20 protein-coding genes are annotated in these 26,570 nt (G+C 42.8%); all 20 read left to right on the top strand.

The genetic code is table 11. From position 1 onward, the window contains the following. The first annotated feature begins 370 nt into the window (after positions 1 to 370). The 20 genes from NSQ99_RS15430 to NSQ99_RS15335 all read left to right on the top strand — a co-directional run bounded on the left by NSQ99_RS15430 (position 371) and on the right by NSQ99_RS15335 (position 26,509). Complete coding sequence (locus NSQ99_RS15430; RefSeq protein WP_340837624.1) at positions 371 to 1,324, top strand: ABC transporter substrate-binding protein; 954 nt, start codon at positions 371 to 373, stop codon at positions 1,322 to 1,324. A gap of 215 nt (positions 1,325 to 1,539) precedes the next feature. Further along, positions 1,540 to 3,327, top strand: a complete 1,788-nt coding sequence (locus tag NSQ99_RS15425; protein ID WP_340837622.1) for a cache domain-containing sensor histidine kinase — start codon at positions 1,540 to 1,542, stop codon at positions 3,325 to 3,327. Then, the gene (locus NSQ99_RS15420) at positions 3,305 to 4,912 is read left to right on the top strand and encodes a response regulator (RefSeq protein WP_340837621.1); all 1,608 of its coding nucleotides are present in this window, start codon (positions 3,305 to 3,307) and stop codon (positions 4,910 to 4,912) included. Before NSQ99_RS15425 ends, NSQ99_RS15420 begins: the two co-directional genes overlap by 23 nt. Positions 4,913 to 5,469: 557 nt before the next feature. After that, positions 5,470 to 7,173, top strand: a complete 1,704-nt coding sequence (locus NSQ99_RS15415) for an extracellular solute-binding protein (RefSeq protein WP_340837619.1) — start codon at positions 5,470 to 5,472, stop codon at positions 7,171 to 7,173. Positions 7,174 to 7,412: 239 nt separating this feature from the next. Then, complete coding sequence (locus NSQ99_RS15410; protein WP_251666182.1) at positions 7,413 to 8,306, top strand: ABC transporter permease; 894 nt, start codon at positions 7,413 to 7,415, stop codon at positions 8,304 to 8,306. 21 nt (positions 8,307 to 8,327) lie between these two features. After that, positions 8,328 to 9,206 (top strand): carbohydrate ABC transporter permease, encoded by an 879-nt coding sequence (locus tag NSQ99_RS15405; RefSeq protein ID WP_251666181.1) that lies wholly within the window; start codon positions 8,328 to 8,330, stop codon positions 9,204 to 9,206. 118 nt (positions 9,207 to 9,324) lie between these two features. Beyond that, a complete protein-coding gene (locus NSQ99_RS15400; RefSeq protein WP_340837616.1) occupies positions 9,325 to 13,044 on the top strand; it encodes a glycosyl hydrolase 53 family protein in 3,720 nt (1,239 codons plus the stop codon). A gap of 297 nt (positions 13,045 to 13,341) precedes the next feature. Next, positions 13,342 to 13,704, top strand: a complete 363-nt coding sequence (locus NSQ99_RS15395) for a hypothetical protein (protein WP_340837614.1) — start codon at positions 13,342 to 13,344, stop codon at positions 13,702 to 13,704. Positions 13,705 to 13,725: 21 nt separating this feature from the next. After that, the gene (locus NSQ99_RS15390; RefSeq protein WP_340837613.1) at positions 13,726 to 14,247 is read left to right on the top strand and encodes a hypothetical protein; all 522 of its coding nucleotides are present in this window, start codon (positions 13,726 to 13,728) and stop codon (positions 14,245 to 14,247) included. Positions 14,248 to 14,610: 363 nt separating this feature from the next. Further along, positions 14,611 to 16,329 (top strand): sensor histidine kinase, encoded by a 1,719-nt coding sequence (locus NSQ99_RS15385; protein ID WP_340837611.1) that lies wholly within the window; start codon positions 14,611 to 14,613, stop codon positions 16,327 to 16,329. Further along, positions 16,329 to 17,942 carry a helix-turn-helix domain-containing protein gene (locus tag NSQ99_RS15380; protein WP_340837609.1) on the top strand — a complete coding sequence of 538 codons (1,614 nt, stop codon included), beginning with the start codon at positions 16,329 to 16,331 and terminating at the stop codon, positions 17,940 to 17,942. The genes NSQ99_RS15385 and NSQ99_RS15380 overlap by 1 nt, the downstream gene beginning before the upstream one ends. A gap of 128 nt (positions 17,943 to 18,070) precedes the next feature. Next, on the top strand, positions 18,071 to 19,036 hold the full coding sequence (locus NSQ99_RS15375) for an ABC transporter permease (RefSeq protein WP_340837608.1): 966 nt from the start codon (positions 18,071 to 18,073) through the stop codon (positions 19,034 to 19,036). An 11-nt stretch (positions 19,037 to 19,047) separates the two neighbouring features. Continuing rightward, on the top strand, positions 19,048 to 19,983 hold the full coding sequence (locus NSQ99_RS15370; RefSeq protein WP_251666175.1) for a carbohydrate ABC transporter permease: 936 nt from the start codon (positions 19,048 to 19,050) through the stop codon (positions 19,981 to 19,983). Between the two features lie 115 nt (positions 19,984 to 20,098). Next, positions 20,099 to 21,664 carry an ABC transporter substrate-binding protein gene (locus NSQ99_RS15365; protein ID WP_340837607.1) on the top strand — a complete coding sequence of 522 codons (1,566 nt, stop codon included), beginning with the start codon at positions 20,099 to 20,101 and terminating at the stop codon, positions 21,662 to 21,664. Positions 21,665 to 21,855: 191 nt separating this feature from the next. After that, positions 21,856 to 22,272 (top strand): YugN family protein, encoded by a 417-nt coding sequence (locus NSQ99_RS15360; RefSeq protein ID WP_340837606.1) that lies wholly within the window; start codon positions 21,856 to 21,858, stop codon positions 22,270 to 22,272. Positions 22,273 to 22,401: 129 nt separating this feature from the next. Next, positions 22,402 to 23,952, top strand: a complete 1,551-nt coding sequence (locus tag NSQ99_RS15355) for an ABC transporter substrate-binding protein (RefSeq protein ID WP_340837605.1) — start codon at positions 22,402 to 22,404, stop codon at positions 23,950 to 23,952. Positions 23,953 to 24,251: 299 nt separating this feature from the next. Further along, the gene (locus tag NSQ99_RS15350) at positions 24,252 to 24,545 is read left to right on the top strand and encodes a LiaF transmembrane domain-containing protein (RefSeq protein WP_340837604.1); all 294 of its coding nucleotides are present in this window, start codon (positions 24,252 to 24,254) and stop codon (positions 24,543 to 24,545) included. Positions 24,546 to 24,580: 35 nt separating this feature from the next. Continuing rightward, positions 24,581 to 25,264 carry a PspA/IM30 family protein gene (locus tag NSQ99_RS15345; RefSeq protein ID WP_340837601.1) on the top strand — a complete coding sequence of 228 codons (684 nt, stop codon included), beginning with the start codon at positions 24,581 to 24,583 and terminating at the stop codon, positions 25,262 to 25,264. Further along, on the top strand, positions 25,252 to 25,764 hold the full coding sequence (locus NSQ99_RS15340; RefSeq protein WP_251666169.1) for a PspC domain-containing protein: 513 nt from the start codon (positions 25,252 to 25,254) through the stop codon (positions 25,762 to 25,764). The genes NSQ99_RS15345 and NSQ99_RS15340 overlap by 13 nt, the downstream gene beginning before the upstream one ends. Before the next feature lie 4 nt (positions 25,765 to 25,768). Continuing rightward, positions 25,769 to 26,509: a PspA/IM30 family protein gene (locus tag NSQ99_RS15335; protein ID WP_251666168.1), complete on the top strand. Its 741-nt coding sequence runs from the start codon at positions 25,769 to 25,771 to the stop codon at positions 26,507 to 26,509. The last annotated feature ends 61 nt before the right edge of the window (positions 26,510 to 26,570 follow it).

Below are 26,570 nucleotides of genomic sequence, written 5' to 3'. Positions count from 1 at the left end.
TGAATAACAGTCTATATATTCACATCATATAACAAATAAGATCGTTCATGTTAACGTTTTCAAGCGAACGAAGAAAGTTATACCTTTCACTAAATATATTCTAATTGTATATTGTTTGTGGAAAAACCAGGCAATGCACAGGTGAATTTCGAAAAAAAATACACATACAACAAAAAAAACTATATTGCTATCTAGAAATGCGTTCGATAAGGTGAAAGCATGCTAGCATTATCGCGGAACTAGGAGGGAGGAGTATTCATTGCATTTATTTAAAACGACTACAAGGGCTACGTTATGTTTTTTGCTATGCTTATGTTTCTTACTTACAGGATGCTTTGCGTTTTCAAAGAATAAGCCGGTAGAATCTCAGATGCCAACCGTTGAAACAGTCGTTACAGAGACAATCAATATAAGCTCCTTGTATCCGAGCCATATGAACGAGGATATTGTTATGGGCTTCTCCCAACTAGGAAGCGAGAGTGATTGGCGTTTAGCTAATACAGCATCTATCGTGGAATCGGCAAAGGAAGCGGGGATTACGTTGCTGCTTGAAAATGCAGAGCAATCGCAGCAAGCGCAATTCTCTGCTATTCGTTCTTTTATTGAAAAACAGGTGGATGTCATCGCCATTGCTCCCGTCGTTCAAACGGGCTGGGAGAACATCTTACAGGAAATTAAAGAAGCAGGGATTCCAGTGGTCATTATTGATCGTTCTGTCAATGTAGAGGATACTTCACTTTATGTTACATTTATCGGTTCGGACTTTTATGAGGAAGGCATTAAGGCAGGGAAATACGCACTAGATAAAATGAGAAATAAACCAGGGGGGATTCGAATCGCTGAGCTTGAAGGAACAGTTGGCTCCACGCCGTCCATTGATCGTGGAAGAGGCTTCCGTGATGTGATTCAAGAGCGAGATGATATGGAAATAATAATGAGTCAGCCCGCGGATTTTACAATCGAGGGCGGTAAGAAAGTGATGGAGCAATTTTTGCAGGAGGCTGGGGAACAACCACCACAGCTGTTGTTCGCACATAATGATGACATGGCAATTGGAGCGATTCAAGCGATCGAGGAATTTGGACTTGAACCAGGTAAAGATATCATCATTATATCGGTGGATGGAACTCGTCAAGCATTTGAGATGATGATCGAAGGTAAGATCAATGCAGTGATCGAATGTAACCCACTACAAGGCTCATTACTGATGCAAGCAGCTAGAGAGATTATGGGTGGCCGCACATTACCTAAACGAATCATTCCGCCCGAGGATATATTTACACAAGAGTATGCTCATCTAGAAATTGACCATCGAAAATATTAAAACTAATTTTTAGTGCAGCAACCCCCTGCAGTATTTCGGATCGAGACCGCTTATTGGCTCATCCCGAATAGAAGCTGGGGGTTGTTTGTCGTTAGCATGAAAAGCTTTCTCGAATTTTTATAAAATGCCTTAAAAATTACCATAAATATTAATAAAATGTACTATGAAAGCGTTTTATTTTCCGTTACGATCTTTAGATAACGAGGTGAGGCAGCATGCCAACATTTAATTTATATCGAAAAATGCTTACGGTACTAGTACTAATGCTTATACCAATTATCGCTTTGTACGTGTATTCCAATAAAACGAGTACAGATGTTTTGCGTGCAGAGCTGCAAAACTCAAGTCGTGACCAGCTTAACTTTTTTCAGCAGCAGATAGATACCGTTATACATTCCATTAGCCAATGGCCCAATCTATTAATTTATGATCCAGACATATCTAACTTGAAGGATATTCACCATCCAGTTGGCGACCACTTAGATCTAGAAACGATAGAGCTTATCAAGCGAATTCAAAAAAAGCTGAGCATCCAGGAAAACTCGGTGAACTGGGCAAGTCAGCTAACGATTTATTCTCCTTCCTTACAGCGAATCATTACATCAAGCAAAGTTAATCATCTGGATGAGACATATTTGCCGTCTTTATCTGCTAAGGGCTGGCAAATGACCAGCTATGCCGTGTCAGAGCAGGAGCGCGAGCATCAGTTTTCTCTTGTTACGGTATCTCTTTTTTCTAGCTCGCGTAATCCAGAGAAGTCGAATTTAGTATTAGAGGTTCAATTCAGCAGCGGAAATATTAAGCAGATGCTGGATGCCTTTCGCGGTGATGGGCAGCGCAATCCTTTCTATTATGTGAAGGAAGGGGAGATTATTTATCATAGTGCAGCCAATAAAGAGCTAGTAGCACAATTGCTCGAAAATCTACAGCTGCAGGACCTTGAAAAGTCAAGCTATGAAATCGTGACGCTGGCGGGCGAATCGTATCTTGTCAATATGGAGCGCTCGACGACGACAGGGTGGATTTTAGTAGATTATTTACCACTCTCTGAGATGATGCTTCCTATAACTAAAAGCAATACGTTGTTTTATGCATCGGTGGCTGCTCTTCTATTGATGGCTGCTGTCGTCGTGTACCTTCTTTATGTTCAGGTTCAAGTACCGATAAAGCAGCTGATCATGAGCTTTCAGCGTGTTAAAAAAGAGGACTATTCGGTTCGACTCCAGCCGAAGGGCAATACGGAGTTTACTTTCTTATTCAAACGATTTAATTCAATGGTTACTCAGATTCAGGAGCTGTTTCAACGCTCTTATCTCGAGCAGATACATATTAGAGAGGCCAAGCTTAAGCAGCTACAATCCCAAATAAACCCACATTTCTTTTATAATTGCTTCTCATTTATTTCTAGTATGGCCAAGCTGCAAAATTACAGTGCCGTTATCGCGATGTCTCAAAACCTATCACATTATTATCGCTACACGACGAGACAGGAGAAAGAGCTGGTCACTCTGCAGGAGGAGCTAACGTTTGTTCAGCACTACTTGGATATTAGCGTGATGCGTATGAAGCGGTTAACCTATCATATTGAGCTCCCAGACGAGCTGTTGCTTGAGATGATACCGCCGCTTTCGATTCAGCCGTTAGTGGAGAATGCAGTTCTGCATGGTATTGAGCGATCGAGTACGGCGAGTACAATTGCGATTGTTGTCGCTAGAGTGGGACATAGGGTTACAGTTACCGTAGAGGATGACGGTAAAGGGATGGACGAGGCACATATTGTTGCTCTCATGAAACGATTGAATTATCCAATGCAGGAAGATATGGGCTGCGGTCTATGGAATGTGCATCAACGGATGACGTTACGTTATGGCAACAATGCGGGAATTACGATACAGCCCTCAAGGCTTGGGGGCTTGAGTGTTACGATTAGCTGGCATGCTACTGATAAGCAGGATACAGATAATGAGGGGGAACCTATCGATGGTGGACATCTTGCTGGTTGATGATGAAACGTATGTAACAGAAAGTCTTGCCTTGACGATTCCATGGCAGGAGATCGGTGTACATGGTGTATATCAGGCTGCTTCTGCGGCTGAGGCACTTGAAGTGCTGATGATGCGGCATATCGACATACTTGTTACTGATATTCGGATGCCAGAGCAGACTGGTCTTGAGCTTATTGAGCAGGCGAAGGACAGGTGGCCAAGACTGAAGACGGTATTGCTTACCGGTTACTCGGACTTCGAATATGCACAGAGAGCAATCAAGCTTCGAGCGGGTGATTACTTGCTTAAGCCAGTAGATGATGATGCGTTCATTCGCTGCATCTCCTCGCAGGTGAAGGTGCTTACGGAGGAAAGAAAGCGGATGGAAGAGGAGCAAAGTCAACAATATGCGAGAAAATCTGAGCAAGCGGTGCTTCGCAGTCAGCTAATGCAGGAGCTGCTGCTCGGAAGAAGACGGCCAGATGCATTACTGAATCGTCTGCTTCAGCAATATGAGCTCGAATTCAGGGTTGACCAGGCATGCACCTTACTAACGGTACAGCTGGCAGGGCGTTTTATGGAAATGGACCGACCGTCGATCGAATTAATAGAATATGCGATTGGGAATATTGCGGAGGAAACCTTCCGTGATCCCTATCATGTTTGGCATAGCAGCTCGTCACAGGATCATGTCGTTATCCTCGTTGCTTTGCGGGAGGGGGTAGCGAGCAGCTATTCCAGTAAGGAAATGATGAAGCGGCTATGCGAATCTTTACAGCAGAAGGTTATGAGCTATCTAGATGGAGAAATTTCAATTGTGGCTTCGGATTGGTTTAACTTCCCGGAACAGTTAAGCAAGCATTATCGGGAAGCGTTAACGACACTTTATCGCATAAGACTGGATGAGCCTAAACTTGTCATGATGGATGAACTTAGTATGATGCAGCTGTCAAGCCACAGTGCGCTAGAGGAGCTGCATAAACCACCGACCTTTATTAATTTGCTAGAGAGTGGCCAGTGGCAAGCGGCTAAAGATAAGCTCGATGCATTTTTTATCAGCAGCGAGCAGCATACTCGTGAAAAACTGTATGAAGCATTTATTGCGATATCCAACGGATTGATCTATGTTGCTAGCAAAATGGGGGTTGATCTGCATAGCATCGATCCACAAGGTGTCAATCTGCTGCTTGACCGATCATTTATGCTAACCGCCACTCATTTGCGTGCATGGTCTAATGAGATGCTTGATCTGCTTTCCATCCAATATGACGAAAGTGATTCGTACCATAAAAAGCATATTATTAAGCAGGTGCAAGAGCTTGTAAGTAAGGAGCTCGGTGTAGATACTTCAGTAAAAACGATAGCAGATCGCGTATATTTACATCCGGTTTATTTATCGAAGCTATATAAGCAAGAGACTGGCGAAAGCCTTGGCGATTATATTATCCGTATTCGAATGGAAAAGGCGGTTTATATGCTGAAGCATACGAACAAGAAAATTTACGAAATTACGACTGAGCTAGGATACCAGAACCCACAGTATTTTAGTAAGGTTTTCAAAAAATATTATGGCTGCACACCCAACGAGTATCGCGACCAATAGAGAGGAGGCTAAAAAAGTCCAACTTTGATCACGATGTAGCTCGATGTAGCTTATTCGGCGTCGAATATTGCACGCTAGCGAAAACTTTGGTGCTCACGTACTAAAAGCGTACGCTGCGCTCCGCGTTTTCTACTAGCGTGTAATCTTCTTGGTGCTGAAGTCTGAACTTATTGAACCTTTATTGGAGATGTAATTCAATAAGTACAGGCTTGATGACGAAGCATAGCGTTGTCGCTTATTCGGCGGCGAATATGGAGTACTACCGAAAGCTCCGATGCTCACGTACCAAGTAACGTACGCTGCGCTACTCGCTTTCTAGTATTCCTCCATCTTCTTGGTCCTGAAGCCTGAACTTATTGAATCATTATTGAAAGAGATAGCTCAAAAAGTCCAACTTTGATCACGATGTAGCTCATAAGTTGCTTATTCGACGGCGAATATTGATTTCTTCACTAAAGGTTGATAAAGGTGCAGAAATGTTGAGAGAGTAACATAGGCTGACCTGTGACCCCAATCTATAATTAAAGTGTAGCAATTATTCGTAAGGGGGTACAAAGATGAAAAAATCATTACTATTATTGATCCTCATTATGCTGGCGACGACGATAGCAGCATGCAGCGGCAGTAATAATGGCGGCAATACAACTACGAATAGCACAAAAACACCTGAAGCAACACAGGAAGGGAATCAAACAGGTAACGAGAGCAATGAATCTGCTTATAAGGATAAGTATGATCCGCCTGTTACGATTTCTACAGTTTGGGGCATTGACCCAGAGCTTAAGTTCAAAAACAATGAGACGATCGAAAATAACGTAGCGACAAAGTGGGCCCTAGATACATTAGGGATCGAGATTAAATCGCTATGGTCTGTAACCGATTCCAACAATGCATTTCAAACGAAAATGCGTCTTTCTCTTAACTCAGGCAACGACATTCCAGATGTTGTAACGATTGGAGATGCACAGCTAGCGCACGAACTGATCGATTCTGGTCTGTTCCGTGAGGTAGGCTCCCTTTTTGATGAATATGCAAACGACACTTGGAAGCAAGCGATGGCACTCGATGACAATGTATGGAACCCATATACACGTAACGGTGAACGTATGGGAATACCCGTACTAGATTATGCTTACAACCATGACTATCTACTATGGATTCGTCAGGATTGGTTAGATGCATTAAAGCTTGAAGCACCAAAAACAATTGCTGAGCTAGAGCATGTACTAGAGCAGTTCAAGAATAATAACCCGTCTGGTCTATCGCCAAGCGAGGTTACTCCGTTAAGTATGGGAACGAAGATGAAGCTTAACACTTGGATGGGTGACCCGTCCTGGATCTTTGGCGCATTCGGAACATTGCCTGAGCAATGGAATGTCGCTGCGGACGGAACGCTGGAGTATGGCTCCATTCATCCAGGCATGAAGGACGGCTTAGCGCTGCTGCATGACTGGCATAGCAAGGGCTACATTCCACAAGAGATTGCACTATGGGATGAAAACCAAACAGCAGTTCCAGCCGTTGCTGGTACAGCAGGCATTATCGCAGGCCCTTACTGGATGAGTGGCTGGCCGCTATCAGATACCGCAGTTAATGATCCAGATGCAGTATGGAAGCCATATCCAATTCCTACTGGTGAAGATGGAACGGCAATGCGCCATGGAACACACTATACGAATGGTGTGACTTTAATTAGTACGAAAATGGAGTACCCAGAAGCGTTCTTTACGTATCAAAACTATTTATTCGACAATTATGCTGACCCTAAGGAAGGCGGCGTATTTGAAAACGGTTTGTTCAAAAACTATGACTACGATATAGCAGATGATGGTTCACTATTACGTTGGGACGATATCCCTGGTGGCTATGTGAATGCGGTTCGTTACCTGCTTGTACGCGATGGTGCACGTATTCCTGATGCACAGATGAAGGCGCTTATGAATTTGGCTGATGGCAAGGAGCCTGTCACGCGTCTAGAAAAAGAAGTGAAGTCCTCTTATGGCGAGGAGACACCTGCTGCTGCGGTTGTTCTATTGCAGCAAGAAGATATTTCGTATAAGGATATGTTCACAGGCCCTCCAACTGAGTCGATGAACAGCAAGCTTGATTATTTGAAAAAGCTTGAGCTGACAGCATTTAACGAAATCATTTACGGTAATAAGGACATTAGTGCGTTTGATGATTTTGTCAAGCAATGGAAAGCTGATGGCGGAGATCAGATAACAGCCGAAGTCAATGAGTGGTATAACGGCGTGAAGTAGTAGCTTCACACCCTACAAGTGAGGATCATTTACAAGCTCGTTCAGTGCTGGTTACTAGCTGCTGAACGAGCTTTATTTTTCAGACATTCTTGCTTTTCAAAGATGTTGTAATCGTGCCATGAATATTGGTTTTGTGGGCTGTCGAATGGTCAGCACCTCTAGCTATAATTTTCTTATTAGGGATGTTAAGCAAAGTAGTATATCGAAGCAGTACATGAAATGTTTAAGGAGGCGTTGTTATGAAGCGAATAAAGGATTGGCCCTTTCATCTTATGATTTTGCCATCGCTGCTGTTTCTCATCGTGTTTAACTATGTGCCTATGCTAGGGATCGTCATTTCGTTTCAGGACTTTAAGCCTTGGCTTGGTATTACAGGCTCCCCTTGGGTTGGCTGGGATAATTTCAAGCTACTGTTTGAACGTCAGGATAGTGTACAGGTCATATGGAACACCTTCATTATTGCAGGTCTAAAAATTGTGTTTAACCTGCTCGTACCTTTTATATTTGCACTATTGCTGAATGAAATTCGTAAGGCGTATTTAAGCCGCACTATTCAAACGCTCGTTTATTTGCCTCACTTTTTATCATGGGTCATTCTGGGCGGTATTCTCGTTGATATTTTATCGACAGATGGAGGGCTCGTTAATCGCTTCTTAATGTCCATGCTTGGCATAGATCCTGTACCGTTTTTATCGAACGGTAACTGGTTCCGATTTACGGTGGTCGTCTCTGAGGTGTGGAAGGAGTTTGGTTACGGAACGATTGTGTTCATTGCTGCTCTAGCGAATATTAATCCTTCATTATATGAGGCTGCTGAGGTTGACGGAGCATCACGCTGGAAGCAAACCATCTACATTACAATTCCGGCACTGCTGCCAATGGCTGTTGTCGTTGGTACACTATCGCTTGGCAACGTCCTCAATGCGGGCTTTGATCAAATTTTCAACCTTTATAACGCGCTTGTATACGAGAAAGGCGATATTATTGATACCTTCGTCTATCGAACAGCTATTTTGGAAGGAAAGTTTGGTATTGCAACAGCGGTCGGTTTATTCAAATCCGTTGTGTCTATGGTGCTCATCGTAATCTCGTACCGTCTAGCTTACAAGCTGGCCAATTACCGAATTTTTTAGCTAAAGAGAGGTGGAGCGGAAATGTATCATAAAACATTACCTTATCGTGTGTTCAATGTGTGCAATACCATTATTCTGCTGTTAGTCGCTATTTGCTGTGTATTGCCTGTCTGGCATGTGCTGGCTGTATCCTTTAGTGCTAAGGCTGCTGCGGATGGCAATTTGGTCAGTCTATGGCCAGTAAATTTTACAACGATTGCTTATGAAAAAACATTAAATAACCCAGTGTTTCTTGGCTCGATCTGGGTAGCTGTTAAACGAACAGTTATCGGCACGCTTATTACACTCACACTAGCCTGTCTAGCAGCCTATCCATTATCGAAGGAATCTCGAGCGTTCCGTGGTAGAAATGTTTACGCATGGATATTCGTATTCACGATGATCTTTAACGGTGGACTTGTTCCGTTCTATGTCGTTATTCAAAAGCTGCAGCTAGTCAATTCCTTCTGGGTGCTTGTTCTACCCGGTGCGGTCAATGTATGGCTAACGATTCTTCTGCTTAACTTCTTCCGAGGAGTACCGAAGGAGTTGGAGGAAGCGGCACTTATTGATGGTGCGGGACATTTCAGAACGATGTTTAGTATTTATTTACCGGTATCACTACCCGCACTTGCTACTTTAGGGCTGTTCAGCATTGTATTCCATTGGAATTCATGGTTTGATGGACTGCTATATCTTAATGATAAAACCGACTATCCACTAGCCACCTTCTTGCAAACCGTAATCGTACAGCGCGATATGAGCTCGATGAGCTTTAATCCGAAGGAAATGGAGCTATTATCTCAAACAACCGTACGTGCGTCGCAAATCTTTCTAGGTGCTTTACCAGTAATGATTATTTATCCGTTTCTGCAAAAATATTTTGTCAAAGGACTAGTGCTCGGTTCGGTTAAGGAATAAGTCTAGGCAGATTAGCTAGAGTAGGTAGATTAGTAAAGCAAGTCAGGTAGTTTATGTGGGCACAAGTCTAGTAGCATGATGAAAAGTATAAATAATCAATGTAATGGAGGAATGGTTTATGAGGGCACGTCCTTGGTTTAGTATTGTTCTAGCAATCGCAATGTTTTGCTCTTTGTTTCAAGCAGGGCTTACAGCGGTCTATGCGGCAGATGAGACCTTTTACAATTCTAAGTATTTAACGGTAAACGGCAAAGAGACGAACTGGCAGCTAATTGGTCAGCAACCAGAAACCTTTGGTGACAACGAGGCTGGACCTGTACGGCTAGAGTATTATAGCGACAACGCGCTAAATTTTGAATTGAAGTCAGTGCAGACTGATATTTCGGCAGGGGTGTATCAGCTGTCGATGGAGCTGTTCAGTGAGGATGCCTCACCAGGGGCAGATGCAATGTTCTATGCAGAATCAAGTGAAGGAACATACTCTACATCAATCTCTTATTCAGGGAGCGGCTGGGAAGAACCAGCTACGATTAGTATTCGTGATATAGTCGTTGGTGAAGATGGTGAGCTAACGATCGGAGTAAAGATGATTAGCACAGAAGCTCATTATGGCTACGTTCGTAATATTCAATTGACGGAATGGGAAGAAGCTCCAGCAGCACCTGTAGAAGTGGCTGCCGTAAAGCCTAACTCCGCCATTCTTAGACCGAGCTATACCGTGCAGCTAACGACGAGCTTGGGCGATGATCAACGTGTGAGCTATGAATCCAGTGATGTAACGATTGCTACGGTTAATGAGCACGGCTTAGTTACAGCAGTTGGTGATGGAGAAGCAATTATTCATGCCACTGTATATGAGCAAGAGGAAGCGATTGCTGCCGGCACTAGTGCAATCTATGTTTCTAGCACATTGCAAAGCAGTGCTGCACCAATCAAGGTAGAGCCTGTTAATGAGTTAAGCGAAGGTAAGCGAAGTGATTTTATTATGGGTGCTGATATATCTATGCTTGATGCTTTATTAGAAGTGGATCGAAAATTTTATAATGAAGCTGGAACAGAAAGTTCTTTAATTGATGAGCTAAAAGCTAGCGGTGTGAATTGGGTTAGGCTTCGTTCCTGGGTAAACCCTTCAGATGAGCATGGCAACCCATACGGAGCGGGCAATATTGACACCGCTGCGCTAGTAAGAATGGCTTCTCAAGTAAAGGCTGCGGATATGAAGCTGCTTGTTGACTTGCATTATAGCGATTTTTGGACGGATCCAGGCAGACAAAGCACTCCTAAAGCATGGAAGGACTTAAATGCGGAAGAGCTAGAGCAGCAGGTCTACACGTATACGTATGAAACGCTTCAAGCTCTTGCTGACGCGAATGCCTATCCAGATATGATTCAAATTGGCAATGAAACAAACGGAGGGATGCTATGGTCGTTAGGTAACTCACCAGAAAAAGCGAAGCGATATATTGCTCAAGGCATCCAAGCCGTTCGTGATTTTGAGACGGCATCAGCAGGCGAGCATATCGATATCGTCATTCACCGCGCGAATCCAGGTGATGGTCTACAGCGTGTTAGCAGCTTTTTCGGCATATACGATGATCTAGACTATGATGTCATCGGACTGTCCTATTATCCATTCTGGCACGGTTCATTGGACAATTTACAGACGGTGATGGATGAACTAACAGCTGCTTATGATAGAAAGGTAGCTATCGTGGAAACGTCATATGCGTACACATTGGAGGAGCCAATTCACAACGGTCCGACAGGTCATATCTTCGGTCAAGCGCAAGCAGATGCTGCCGGATATTTAGCCACAGTACAAGGGCAGGCAAGTGCTATTCGTGATGTGATCGCAGCAGTTGCTGCTGTCCCAGACCAGCAAGGGATAGGAATTTTTTATTGGGAGCCAGCATGGCAGATGGGGACCGATACAGGCTGGGCAACAAGTCATGCCGCAAGCTATCAGGGTGAAGCAATTCCTGTTGACGGAGGTAGTGGCTGGGCCAATCAAGCTCTGTTCAATTATTTTGGTGAAGCACTGCCATCACTCAATGTATTCACCGCGGTTAGAGCACCAAGAGACAGCTATGTGGCACCAACGATTGTAGCGGTCGATGACATCGAGCTGACAACAAGTCAGGATGAGTATATTGAGCTGCCTAAGACAGTGAAAGCACTATATAGTGATGATACTTACCGCACGACGGAGGTCATATCTTGGTCGCCAAGCAGCTATGACTATACCGTTCCTGGACAATATGAATTAACGGGGACGTTGCACGATAATCGCAGCATTAAAGCATACATTACGGTACGCCCAAAAAACTATGTTATTAATCCGGGATTAGAACACGGTGATATGAGTGCTTGGGAGCTCGTTAATAGCTCAAGAAGTACAGATGCTGCTTATTCTGGCAGCTATGCGATACATTTTTGGGATCAGGACACGTTAAGTGCGAAGCAGCACTTCACGAATTTGCCAAACGGAGAATATGAGCTATCTGTTCAAACTCGAATTGGTGTGGATGAGCATCCAATAGCTGAGTCAAGTGTGCTGTATGCAGTAGCTGGAGATAAGCTTTATGCAACGCTATTGGAAGTAACGGGCTGGGACAAATGGAAGAAAATTACCGTTTCTAATATCGTCGTTGAAGACGGTACCTTAGAAATTGGCGTGCTCGTTAATGAGGCGAATAATGATTATGGAGATTTTGATGACTGGGAGCTTATCCGCATCTCAGGGGCAGAGCCGACTCCTTCCCCAAGCAATCCAGTCACAGTACCGGTAGAAGCACCTATATTAACAGCAGCAACGATAGATGGTAAAACCGTACTGACGGCAAAGCTATCGGATACTGCAACAGAGCTAAAGCTATCGATTCATGAGCTTAATCGAGCTGCTGATGCTGATATCGTTATAGAATGGGGACAATCGACGCTTGTTATTGGTCGTGAACAGCTTAAGCAGGCTATCAAAGATATAACGATTCAAGGGATAACAATTAAAAAAGAAGCAATAATTGACCAGAAGCAGCACGCTGGCCATGCTGATGTAGCTGTGTTAAAGGCTGCAGGATGGCAAATTATAGCTGAAACAATGGATGGTAGTGAAGCACTACATCTTTCGCTTCTGTGGACAGATAAGCTGCAAACAAGTGAAGCAGCTGCAAGTATAGCACTGTACCAAGCAAGTAATGATCAAAAGTTAATCTATAAGCAAGGAATTGGAAGTGACTATTCACTGCAGGCAGTGATTCAGTCTAACCAACTTTATATTGTTGCAGCTGTTACACGCAGCTATGTGGATGCTCCGGAGCAAAGTGATGCTGTACGCAGGCTGACAGCCATGGGCATCGTGCAAGGCAATCAACAATCAAAGCTTCAGCTGCACCAAGCTGCGACACGAGCAGAGGTCAGTAAGCTAACTGCTCTTCTACTAAAGCTGCAAGGAGAGTCAATTGCGGTTAAACCTGCTGGCGAACCGAAGCTATTTTCCGATGTGCCACAATCGCACTGGGCTAAACCATACATCGATCAGCTGACCCAGCAGAGGTGGTTGCTCGGCGTTGGGGAGAACAGCTTTGCGCCTAATGCTGCGATGAGCCGTGAGTCGCTATATGTAATGCTTGCACGCATACTGGGCCTATCAACAGAGGAAACTGAAATAGGCGAGCTCCCTGCTATTGCCGCTCATTCATGGGCGATGGATTCAATTCTTGCGCTACATGAGGCGGGCTGGCTGCAAGGGCAGCTAGAAGAAACTGATTATACAGCAGCGATTACGAGAGAAGAGCTATTTGAGCTATTCTATCAGGTGATTATTTTACTAGAGAAGTAATTATAAGTAGTTGGATAAAGCAATAGCAAATTAAGCTTATTGACTAGGGGGCAGGCACTCCCAAGCGATAACCGAAAATCCTCTTTAAGCATCGCAGGCACCATGTCTTAGCGAAAAGCTTAAAGAGGATTTTTTCACTTATGATTTATTTGTTGCAGTCTATGAGTGATTTATCCAATCTGAACTCAATAATAGTAAGATTAAATTGTAACACTGCGTTCTAATTTCGAGGTAAGCCCTCTATAAGTGACAATATTGTTGTTAGCTGTGTGTAATGCAGTAATAAAGGAGGAGGCTATGAAAAAAATATTAGTACTAGTATTTATATTCTTGTGTTCATGTGGTGCAAATCAAACTTCCAATATAAATACGTTTGACGGTTCACACTCCTCTATATATGAAGCTAACATAAATGAGAAGCTTCCCGCCCCGTTTACAGTTGAAGCCTTGGAAGCAGCATTTGTAGAATATGTAAACTATTATAGTTATTACTATCCGGAAGATAACAACATTAATCTTTATCAAGATCGAATGAATGATCCGGTAAATATTGAAATAAGAGACTACAGTCAACCAGTGTATCAAAAAAATTCAAATAAGTTTGAAGTACCTGTAATTTATGGTGTGGATAAGAAGACTGGTGACTATATTTCTTTTTAATATAATAAGGAAAGTAAGCAGGTGTACGTCAATACGATCACTGAAGCGCAGTATACCCCATTTTTAGACTCTACTGCACCTTATGATTCGTTAGGAGATGTTCAAGTTCGAATTCCTGAAGTAAAATTCCCATTTACAGAGGAAATTTCAGAATATAAAGCAAAGAAACTTTCAGCTATAAAAGTAGAGGTAAAGCGTACATTCGATATCTTGCAAATGGATTATCCAGACGCCAGGTTTACGATTAAAATTATGAATTTTCTTGACAACCAGCATGAAACCTGGATGCTAATCGAAGGCTCGAATAATATGAATATGTATGCTTTACTAGTAATTGACGAGTATTTATATTCAACAAATGACATAGCGAAGGATGCTAATACTTTAGTAGATATGGAAGTTACGCGCGGTGAACTCATGGAGATAACTTTAGATGAAGCTTGGTTTAATTTACAGCTGGAATCAGACGCTTACTACCTCAAAAAAATGTTTCTAGAAGACCCTCCATTATCAACTTTGGAAATTGATGGAATAAAGAGTTAATTATTAGGAAGTGTCCGATATAGTTTCTACAAAAAAAGTTGGGAGGAAAGTTATTTTTCACCCAACTTTTTTTGCATCTGCTTATAGATTAAACTAACGAAACAGCAAAGAAGATTGAAAAGTGATAGTGGTGAATTAAACCTCTTCAAAAAGGAAGCTTCCTCACAAAGACTTAAAAACTAAAAAAATCTCAGGCTTTAAACGTGAGTGAAGAACACTTTGTTCCATAGCGTCCTATTAGTTCTTGCAATTCAAACACCATCGCCATATAGTAAAGATGAAAATGCTGTAATATATGCTAGCAGAGTATCTTAAAACTCCTAATTTATTAGATTCAGTAGATATAGGAATGAGGGATTTTGAATGCGCTTTCGCCAATCTGTCAAATACCGGTTAATGATAGGCTTTGTGCTTGTGATGATCCCAATTATTGCTTATATGCTGTTCAACAACAGCATCTCTCGTGAGCTTGTTAAAACAAAGGTTTCGGAAACCTATAGCAACACTTTAAGCATTTTTTCAGGTCAAATCGATCACTACTTAATGCAGATCGATGATTATTTGTACAAGATGGCTGTTCTAGATCCAGATATAGGCTTACTCTCGTCGTATCCTGTGAACAGCAATGAATATACGCTGACCAAGGTACGCATTGATGCAAAGCTTAATCGTGACGTTGGTGTATATAACCTGCTTAATTCAGTTTTTTTATTCCAGCCTAATGACATCATATTCGGAACAGAAAGCTTATACGGTGAAACGCATAAGCTGATCAATGCACATATGCTTGCTGATAAGGACAGACAAGATGAGATGCTGCTATACGGAAAAACGAACTGGTACATTGGAGAAAGTGAGCGAATTGATGGTAAGTACTTTCTTATCAACTACATAAAGATTAACGATAGCATTTACTTTGGAGCAATCGTAACGATTAAGGCAATTCATGAGCTGCTGCTCATTCAATGGAACGATGGAGAAATTGGCTATAGTGATATTTATTTAACGGAAGAGAATGGGCTGACAGCAGCCTTAACGGGACTAGAAGGACTAGAGCAGGATTCTACATCCTCAATTATTGAGAGTAATGAGCGTGAATTTGTCATTATGGATCAATTCAGTGATGTGACCAATGTTGCTTATCGACTAGCGATTCCAGAGAAGACAATAATGAAGGAGCTGCTGTTTTTCCGCAATGCAACGCTCGTTGCACCAATCTTTTTCTTAGTCGTACTAGGGCTGTATGTATTGTTTATGCAGCGTATGCTGTTCAAGCCGCTTCATGAACTCATGCTTGGGATGAAGAAAATATCGCTCGGTAATCTCGGTGTGCGCTTGAAGCACAATAAAACCGTTGAATTTGATTTTCTAGCTAATACATTTAACGATATGGCAGAACAAGTGAAAAACTTAAAAATTGATGTGTATGAAGAACAGCTGCGTGTAAAGCAGGGTGAGCTCAAGCAGCTGCAATCTCAGATTAATCCTCATTTTTATATGAACTCCTTAAATATCATTTATAACTTTGCAGTGCTTGAGGAGATGGAATCAGTAAAGAAAATGTCGCTTCATCTTGCGGATTATTTCCGCTTTATTATGACGTCGAATCAAGAGATGATTACATTACGAGAAGAGCTGAAGCATATCGAAAATTATATCGTCATTCAGCAGCTCCGCTTTCCTAATCGACTAGAGATGAACATGCTCGATGTCGAGCCCTATCTTGATTATCGCATTACAGCATTAACGATTCAGCCCTTTATTGAAAATGCGATCGTTCACGGCTTTAAGAATCGCAAGCAAATGTTCCGGATTGTGGTCACTGCAAAACAAGCGACAGCAACGACATTCACGATTACGATTGCTGATAATGGAACGGGCTTTACAGCAGAGGTGCTAGAAAAGCTGCAAAGACGAGAGCCAATTGTGGATGAGCAGCGCAGAAGTCTTGGCATCGGCAATGTGATCGAGCGGCTTGAGCTTCTATATGGCGCACGAGCAAGCATTGCCTTTTCCAATCATGCTGAAACGGGTGGCGCAGTTGTGGATATTACTTTTCCTATCCAAGAGGAGGGATCATAATGGGCTTTAATTTGTTAATCGTCGATGATGAGGAGATAGCGATTCGCGGTATTGTAAAAGGAATTAAGTGGGAGGAGCTGCCATACGAAAACATCTATACAGCAATGGATGCAGATGAAGCACAGGACATCATGCGAGCGAAGAAGGTGCATGTTGTCCTATCCGACATCGATATGCCTAACCAGAACGGATTGGAGCTGCTAGAGTGGATCAATGAGCAATTCCCACATTGTGTTACATTGTTTTTGACGGGGCACGCTGATTTCAAATACGCACAGCAGGCGGTACAGCTGTCGAGCTTTAATTATTTGCTCAAGCCTATCGATCACCGGCAATTGCAGCTGGCGCTACAGGAAGCATGTGAGAAGGCCGCAGAGATTGCGTCCTTCGATTCCATACGAGCAACGTATAATCAATTCTATCAGCAGTGGCAGCTCGAACGTCCATTGCTTATCGAGCGATTCTGGCAGGATCTCATTCATTACCGCCAATCTTTAGCTAGTGCATACCTTGATTCAGCGTTGAAAAACTACAATCTTCCGCTGCAATCTGATAGTCATATTATGCTTATACAAATCAGTATCGAGCAATGGAAGGAAGAATGGTCTGCTCGTGATGAGGAGATTATGACGTACGCAATAAAAAATGTAGCAGAGGAATTCTTTCTCAAAAATACAGAAACGAAGGGTCACTGTATTCAGGATGGTCATGGCATCCTTTACTTGATTATTTATGAGCCCCAGCAGCTTGCTAGCAGAGATATTGAGCAGCTCGGACAGTCATTTATCGAGCATTGCAGAGAATATTTACATTGCTATCTTTCCTGCTATATTGGAAAGGACATCCCACTAGCCTCCATACGTGAAGGCATTCGTGCACTGCTTCAGATCGAGCGGCAAAATGTTGCAGAGTCTTGTACAGTTCAGCTGGAACAATCACTTAGTCAGCGCACAGAAAGCGCAATTGCAGCGATGGTTCACTTTCCAGATTGGCTGGTCATGCTCGAAACGGGGAAAATGACACAGCTTAACTATCAAATTGATGTGTACTTCGATAAGCTTCTGCAAGCGAAGGTGGGCTATCACGAGCTAGCAGCGTTTTACTTCGGATTTATGAATGCAATATTGCAATGGCTGCAGTCGAAGGGCATTAGCAGTACAGATGTGATGCAGGAGCAGAACTGGGATTTGAAGGAAGGAAATTTGAAGTCATTAGTTCGATTAAAGAGCTGGACCTCGATGATCTGCCAGCAAATTAGCAGCTATATCGATGCGGAAGGTAAGCAGGTATCAAGTGTAGTAGACAAGGTAAGGCAGTATATGCTTGCGCATTTGGATGAAGAATTCAGCAGAGAAAAGCTAGCTGCACAGGTTTATCTCAATCCTGCTTATTTATCGCGATTGTTTCGCAGAGAGACCGGTTTGTCGTTAACGGATTATATGGTAAAGCTAAGAATGAATAAAGCGAAGGAGCAGCTTGAGAGCAGTAATCTTAAAGTTAGTGATATCGCCTATCTCGTTGGTTACGCGAACTTCTCACACTTCTCAAAGCTGTTCAAAAAGACGACAGGGCTTACGCCGCAAGAATATCGGAAGATGTACGGAAAGGTATAACCTCTGCTTACGAATCGAGTAAATAGTCATTATAGCGTTAATCAGGTCACGACACCGACAGTTTTCGGTGTCTTTTTTTTATACAATTTGGCTATAGCAGCTAGAGAAAAGAAGGAAAGGGTGGGGTTATGAGTACACAAGCTGTACATTTGGATCTGGAACAGCCGCCGAGAAGGAAAGCTAAGTTTATTCGGACGGTGAAAAAGTATTGGATGTTTTACCTGATGATGCTCCCCGCATTACTCGTACTGCTACTTAACAACTACATCCCCATGTTTGGGATCATCATCGCCTTCAAAAATATTAATTACACCGATGGGATATTGGGTAGTCCATGGAGCGGGTTTTCTAACTTTAAGTATTTGTTTATGACCTCAGATTCTTGGGTTATTACGCGCAATACGTTGCTGTACAACAGTGGCTTCATTATTCTGAATTTGATCTTCCCACTTGCCTTCGCCATTATGCTCAATGAGATCAAGAATCGTTTTCTAGCGAAGATGCATCAAACGGTTATGTTTTTACCTTATTTTCTATCGATGATCGTCATTAGCTATCTGACCTACGCATTTTTAAGCGACACAAACGGATTTTTCAATAAGACGCTGCTGCCCATGCTCAATATCGATCCGGTAAATTGGTACTTTACGAAGGAAGTATGGCCTTATATCTTATCAATGGTCAATACATGGAAAAGTATGGGTTACTATACGGTCATCTATATGGCTGCCATTATTGGCATCGATGAAGAGTACTATGAAGCCGCTACGATTGATGGGGCAAGCAAGTTCAAGCAAATTTTCACGATAACGATCCCACTGCTGACCCCGATTATTACCATTATGACCTTGTTGCAGATCGGTCGAATATTTAACGCAGACTTCGGATTGTTCTTCCAGGTTCCAAGAGAATCGGGTGTCCTGTTCCCAGTGACGAACGTTATTGATACGTATGTTTATCGAACCTTTATTACAGTTGGAGATATAGGCTTATCCTCAGCTGCCGGGTTAATACAGTCCGTTGTAGGCTTTACGCTTGTATTTCTGTCGAACTGGATTGTTCGAAGGATTGATAGCGACAACGCATTATTTTAGGAGGTGGACCGATGAGTGCAGAAACCGAGAAAGCTATTCATATATCTAATCCGAAAAATCGACTGCCTAAGCTGGCTACCTTCGGAATTCATACGATGTTTACCATTTACTCATTGCTGTGTATCATCCCACTTATTCTCGTTATTATGGTTTCCATCTCAGATGAAACTGCGATTGTCAGGAGCGGATATAGCTTCTGGCCAAGCGAATTCAGTCTAGATGCCTACCAATTTTTATTCAAGGATGCAACAGCAATCGTTAGAGCGTACGGAATCTCAATTGCAGTCACGTTAATCGGCACGATCACCAGCATGATTATTATTGCCTTATATGCCTATCCGATCTCACGCAGAGATTTTCCGCATGCTAAATTTTTTACCTTCTTCGTGTTTTTTACGATGCTGTTCAACGGTGGCTTGGTGCCTTGGTATTTAGTGTACGTTCAGCTGCTTGATCTGAAGAATACGATGCTGGCGCTTATTGTACCGCTGCTCGTTGCAGCATTCTTTGTTTTAATAACACGCACATTTTTTCAGACAACGATTCCACAAGCGATTTTGGAATCTGCCAATATGGATGGAGCAGGCGAGCTCACGATCTTCTTCAAAATTGTATTGCCGCTATCTCTGCCTGTGCTTGCCACGGTCGCCTTATTCCAAACCTTAACGTATTGGAACGATTGGTTCCTCAGCCTTGTGTTCATTACGAAGGAAGCTAATATTTCAATTCAGTATTTAATGTACAAAACGATGCTGAACATTCAATATTTGGCCAATAACAGCACAGCTGCCGCAGCGATAAGGGCAGCGGGGGGAGAGTTTAAATTCCCGAGTGAAAGTGTTCGGATGGCAATGGTTATTGTCGGAATTGGTCCTATCGTATTTGCTTATCCTTTCTTTCAAAAGTATTTTGTTAAAGGTCTCACGGTAGGCGCAGTAAAGGGTTAATGGAACAACGATTCATGATGACAGTGAAAGTGAAAAGATGCTTTAGATTAGGTAGGTGGCTATATCCAGCTTATTGCTGGTTAGCATATTAAAATTTATTGGGAGGTCAGTACAAATGAGAAAAAACAAGCGTGCTTCCTATGTAGCTGCAATCATCCTTACAATAGCACTCATTGTCACAGCTTGTGGCGGAAACAACACAAAGAACACCGGCGAAAATACGAGCAATAATAAAGAGCAAACTTCAACGAACACAGAAAATAAGCAAAATAACAATACGGAGGTAGTGACAGATTCCGAGCTTAAGCCATATAAGCTATCCATCGTATACCCTGGTCCACCACAAAAGGACGAAGCGTTAATTGAAGAGGAGCTTAATAAGCTGCTTACTGAAAGAATTAATGCGACAATCGACCTAATGCCGATTGATTGGGGCAGCTGGGATGAAAAGGTTAACCTCATGATTGCTTCTCGTGAAGAGGTTGATATCATCTTCACCGCACAATGGAATGGTCACGCGATGAATGTTGGGAAGGGTGCGTTCCTTGAGCTGAATGATTTAATCGAACAATACGGTCAAGGTGTGCTTGATTCTCAGGACCCGGCATTCCTAGAGGGTGCAAAGATTAACGGTAAAAACTACGGCGTTCCTACTACGAAGGAGCTAGCAGCTTCCGGAGGAGTCGTGTACCGTAAGGACATTACGGATGAGCTGGGCATTGATATGACAGAGATTAAGACGATTGAAGATCTTGATGCTGTTTATGCTAAAGTGAAGGAAGCACATCCAGAGCTTACACCGCTATATATTTCCTCGACGGACAATACATTTAACTCTCACTTCTTCGGCAACTATGACTTCCTAGGAGATGCCACGATTCCAGGTGCAATCTTCAAGGATGGCAACGAAACAACTGTTGTACCGATTGAAACGACAGATCGCTGGCTAGAGACAACGCGTCTCACTCATGAGTTCTTCAAGAAGGGCTATATCAATGCCGATGCGGCAACAAGCCAAGTATCTTCTGCTGATGCTTGGAAGGCAGGAATTGTTTTCTCTGCGATAGAATCATTGAAGCCGGGTAAGGACGAAGAGGTTGCAGCAGCAGCTGGACTTAGTGGCAAGCTAGGACAGATCGAGCTTACGAATAAAACGATCGCTACCTCTGAGACAGCCGGCTCTATGCTTGGGATTTCTTCAACTTCACAGGATCCAGAGCGTGCCATGATGTTTATTAATTTGCTGCATACAGATAAAGAAGTAAACAATTTGATTAATTTTGGTATTAAAGATGTTCACTATACACTGAATGGTGAGATCATGTCGAAAACTGATCGTACTGGGGATTACAGTCCAGGTCATGCTTGGATGTTCGGTAACCAGTTCTTGAACTATCTATGGGATACCGAGGATCCAGAAAAGTGGGAGAGATTCAAGGAGTTTAATACAGGTGCCATTAAGTCTCCAGCACTTGGCTTCGTATTCGACAGTGAGCCAGTTAAAAATGAGGTCGGTGCTCTAGCCAACGTCATTAAGCAGTATCAAGTGGCCATTGATCGTGGTGTTGTAAATGTGGATGATGTGCTTGATGAGTATATTGCGGCACTAAAAGCGGCTGGACTAGATACCGTCATTGCGGAAAAGCAAACTCAATTTGATGCATTCCTTGCAGGTCAATAAGGAGAAAAAGCTGGAAGCTCATTGATTCATAGAGCAAATAGCTCATGTTGTTGTGAGAGAGAGCAGTTCGGTACGATATGCCGGGCTGCTCTTATTTTCGTGATGTAAATCAAGCTATTGCTAGCATATAGGTATAGTAGGCGGTATGAATAGTCACAATAGGAGTAGATCACTACGAAGGAGGCGTAAGCATGCTGTCAATTCCATCTACTTTTATTGAAGGAAAAAGAGCGTTCTATGGAGAGGTGAGAGAGGATTTTGAAAGCTTAGGTTTTGTTATTAATGGAAATTGGGAGTATCATAAGGCTATTTTCGATAACATATTGAGTCAGCATGAGGGCGTAACGATTTATTTGCGCATACCTATTTATGTGCTGCAAGGCCAGCTTGATCGGGACGATGCATTTTTTGAGTTTGGTGAACCATTTCTGCTAAAGCACGTCATGCATACAGGCATTGACCCGGATTCTGATTTTAGTGTTATGGAGGTTATTGGCTTAAGCCAGTTCCAGCCACCACTAGATCCTGATGATAAAATTGAAAATGTAGACAAATGGCGCCATGCAGGAAAAACATCAGTAGAACGCTTGGCAACGTTTTTTTGTTAATATCATCGCCTGAGCTGTAGCAGCTCAGGCGATGATTTGTTGAGAGCCCTTTTTCTACCTTTAAATATGACGGTGATTTAGATAAAATAATTGTATTATGTTTATTTCTGGAAATGTGGGGTGATGTCGATGAAGGTACGAACGATACAACGTTTCTTATGTTGGGCTAGCGTATTGTTGCTAATCTTCTTAAGTGCTGCGTGCACGAATCGTGAGCCTTCCCAGGTTGTAGTCGAGCATTATGAAAGCGTTTTAGACGAGGGTGCACAACGAGATCTCAAGGATGCCTACACCTTAAAGCTTGTCTATATCGGCACACCACAGCTTGATGAACAGCTTGTGGAGCGGGAAGCGAGTCAGTATTTGATGGAAAAGCTAAATGCAAAGCTGGATATCATTGTTCTAGATTGGGGCTCTTGGGATAATCGGCAAAATATTATGATTGCATCACGCGAGGAATTCGATGTGATCTTTACGTCACAATGGAGTCGTCATTCAGTCAATGTGTCCAAGGGAGCCTTCATTCCACTTAATGATTTGCTCGAGCAGTACGGGCAGGATATTATCGCATCGCTAGATCCGATTATCCTGCAGAGTGCCCAGCTGGATGGGATCAATTACGGTATTCCTACTAATAAGGAGTTTGCAGCACAGGGAGGAATTGTGTATCGCAAGGATATAGCCGAGCAGCTGAAGCTGAATATGAACTCCGTGCAAACGATTATGGATTTAGAACCGATTTATGCTGCCATTAAAAGAGATATGCCTCAGATCACACCATTGTTCGTTAAGCATGGTGAAAATTTAAACTCTCATTATATGAACAACTATGATGCACTCGGAGATACTTCGATTCCAGGATATATATTGAAGGACGATACCTCAACGGTTGTGAAGCCGCTCTATGAAATCCAACGCTATATTGATAATTTATACTTGGCAAGATCCTTCTATTTAAAAGGCTACATTAATATGGACGCGGCCACGACGCAAATGATGGTCAGTGATGCGCTCGCCTCCAATGAATACTTTTCTATTGTATCCCCAATTAAGCCAGGCAAAGCTGAAGAATTAGGTGTACAAACAGGCTTAGCTGGAAAGCTTGGCCAAATTGCTATCAATCAAAAATCGTTAGCGACATCAGAAACAACTGGCTCCATGCTCGCCATCTCATCGACCTCACGACATCCTGAATTAGCGATGCAGCTAATTAATCTACTCCACACCGATATATATTTGAACAATCTTCTGAACTTCGGGATCGAAGGCATTCATTATGAAAAGCTGTCTGACAATGTTATAACGATGACAGAGGCGACATCTCGCTATAGTCCAGGGGTGAATTGGATGCTTGGGAATCAATACATTAACTATTTATGGGATAGCGAGGACCCAATGAAGTGGGAGCAGTTTAAAGCTTTTAGTGAGGGGGCGGTCATCTCTCCAGGTCTAGGCTTCGTATTTGACGGGGAAGAGGTAAAGTCAGAGGTAGCTGCAGTTGTTAATGTAGATAAGCAGTATTTGATCGCTTTGGAATCTGGCTCGGTTGATCCTGAGGTCGTTCTGCCCGAATACATGAAGAAGCTTCAGATCGCAGGCATCGATAAAATCATTCAAGCAAAGCAAAAGCAGTTTAATGCGTTCCTTATTAAAAATGGAAGAGAGCTGCACACGGAGTAAACAGCAATAACGGATCTCTTGGAACCTATGTAATAGTAATGACCTGACAAACCAATGAGAGGTGACGTGCAGAGGCGTATATCTCTTAATGACTACATGCTGCTTGATAGCGACTTTAACACAGGTCCTAGACCACCTCCGACCATGTAACTAGAGGCTTCCTCGACCATGGTCTAGGTCAAAAACCGCCGTTAGTCCGTTTTGCATCTTACCGAATCCATCTATACTAAGTACATAAGCAAACAACGCAAACAACAACAGCAAAAACAAATTAGGGATGAACGAGGTGATACGAAAAAATGAATGGCAAATCATTGATCGGTGTGATCTGTATCTTAATCGGAGGATTGCTAGCACTGAAGTTTCTAAGTATAAATCTAGGTGCGATCTTCAGTTTCTTGCTTCCAATCATATTGATTGCATGCGGATTTATCGGATTGAAAAACGGTCAGAAGGTAATCGGAAGCATATTTCTAGTCATTGGATTTGTAATGCTTCTAGGAAAACTTGGTGGTTTCATGACACTGATCTTCTCAATCGCGTTGATCGGAGCAGGTATTTTCTTCATTACAAAGAAATCGCGCCACCATTAATAATGCAAATAGATTAGAGTTTAGGAGGTTATAAGATGGGAATTTTTAGACGCATCCGAGACATATCAGTGGCGACGCTGAATGATCGTCTAGAGAAGGCTGAAGATCCTGTCAAGCTGATTGACCAATTTCTATGGTCTACACGCGATGACATAATTCAAGCAGAGCGATTGCAGCAACAATACATGATGCATACGAATCAGCTCAAGGCACAATGGCTGCAAGCTGAGCAAAACATTGAGCAAAAGGAAAAGCAAGCAATGATCGCACTTAAAGCAGGTGAAGAGAATATTGCACGCTCCTTGCTCACTGAAAAAACGATGCACGTTGAGACAGCTAACAATTATCGTGAGCTGTACGAGCAAAACAACAATTCTTTATTAGAGCTAGAGGCACAGCTTAAAGAGCTGCGCACCGAATATCAAATGGTTTACGATAAGCGTGCTTACTATGTTGCCCGTATGGAATCCATTCGTCTGCAGCAGCGCTTAAACCAAAGAATGAGCTTCAACAACGGCCAACAGCCTGGTGAAGTGATGCGTAAGATGGAAACACGCATTCAGGATATGGAATATGAGACGCAAAGCTTGCGTGAGCTTAGACAACAAAACAATGGCTTATATGGCAATTCACTTCAAACAAATCGTCGCAGCGAGGAAGTTGATCTTGAACTGCAGCAGTTGAAGGAGAAGTTAAATAAGGAAGGATGGTCCCTGTGAGAAAGCAGTTATATCGCTCTAGAGAAAATAAAATGTTCACAGGACTATGCGGTGGATTGGGAGAGCTAACGAATGTTGATGCGACATTGTATCGTGTGCTGCTAGTTGTACTTACGATTTTATCAAGCGGGATATTCATTGTACTGTATTTCATCGTAAGCGCAGTTGTACCTAAAACACCAAGTTTGCACACACCATTCGGGCATCACCAGCGTCCTTACGGTGGAAACACGTACGGTGGCAATCCATATGGCGGCAATCCATATGGCGGTACTCCATACGGCAGCAATCCGCAAGGCTATCAAGACCCAATGCAGCAACAGCGTCCAAATTGGAATCAAGGCGGACCAGGACCAAACTATACGCAACCGCATGGTCAAGCACCGTTTCAATCAACAAGTACATCAGATCAAATGATGGATGATCTTGAAAAGAAAGCATTACGCCGTGAAATAGAAGAACTAAAAGAAAAAATTTCCAAGTTAGAGAAGGGAGAATAATACGATGAGTATTTTCAAAAGAATGAAGGATATGACAAAGGCTTCAGTGAATGATTGGTTAGATAAATTAGAGGATCCAGTTGTTATGCTTAATCAGTATCTTCGTGACATGGAGGCAGAGATTCATGCAGCTGAGGTAACGGTTGCTAAGCAAATGGCTAGTGAGCGCAGCATGAAGCAGCGCTTAGACGACAGCCTTCGCAATGCATTTGATCGTGAGTCAAAAGCAGAAGCTGCACTTCGCAACAATCATGAGGAGCTTGCACGCAAGCTACTAGAAGAAAAACTATACTTCGATCAAAAAGCAAGCGAATATTCTGAGCTTCATGCGAATGCAGTTGCACAGGCTGAAGAGCTTAAGCTACAATTACATTCAATGAAGGATGAGTTCTACCAGCTTCGCAACAAACGCAATGAGCTTGCTACAAGAGCTCAGCTTGCTAAAGCACAGAAGCAAATGTCTTCGATTAGCTCTAACCATACGATTGATGGCGGAACAGCAGCAAGAGGCTTCCAACGTATGGAAGAAAAAATTATGCAGCTAGAAGCTGAAGCAGATGTTGTTCGCTCACCATATAGCTACGCGCCAACAAGCAATGGCTCCGCGCCATCTGCACCTGTAACGGTTGCAGACCTTGAGCGTCAAGTGAAGGTTGATGAGCAGCTAGCAGCATTGAAAAATAGATTGAATCCAAGCAACGCTGAAAAAAACACGGAAAACAAAGCTGAAAACAACGCTGAGTAATGGAACACGTTGAATAGCAAATGGGAAGGCGGACCGATGCTCGGTCTGCTCTTTCCTGTGT

Source organism: Paenibacillus sp. FSL W7-1287 (assembly GCF_038004245.1).
Taxonomy (GTDB): Bacteria; Bacillota; Bacilli; order Paenibacillales; family Paenibacillaceae; genus Pristimantibacillus; species Pristimantibacillus camelliae.
This window is presented reverse-complemented; position numbering and strand designations above follow the sequence as displayed.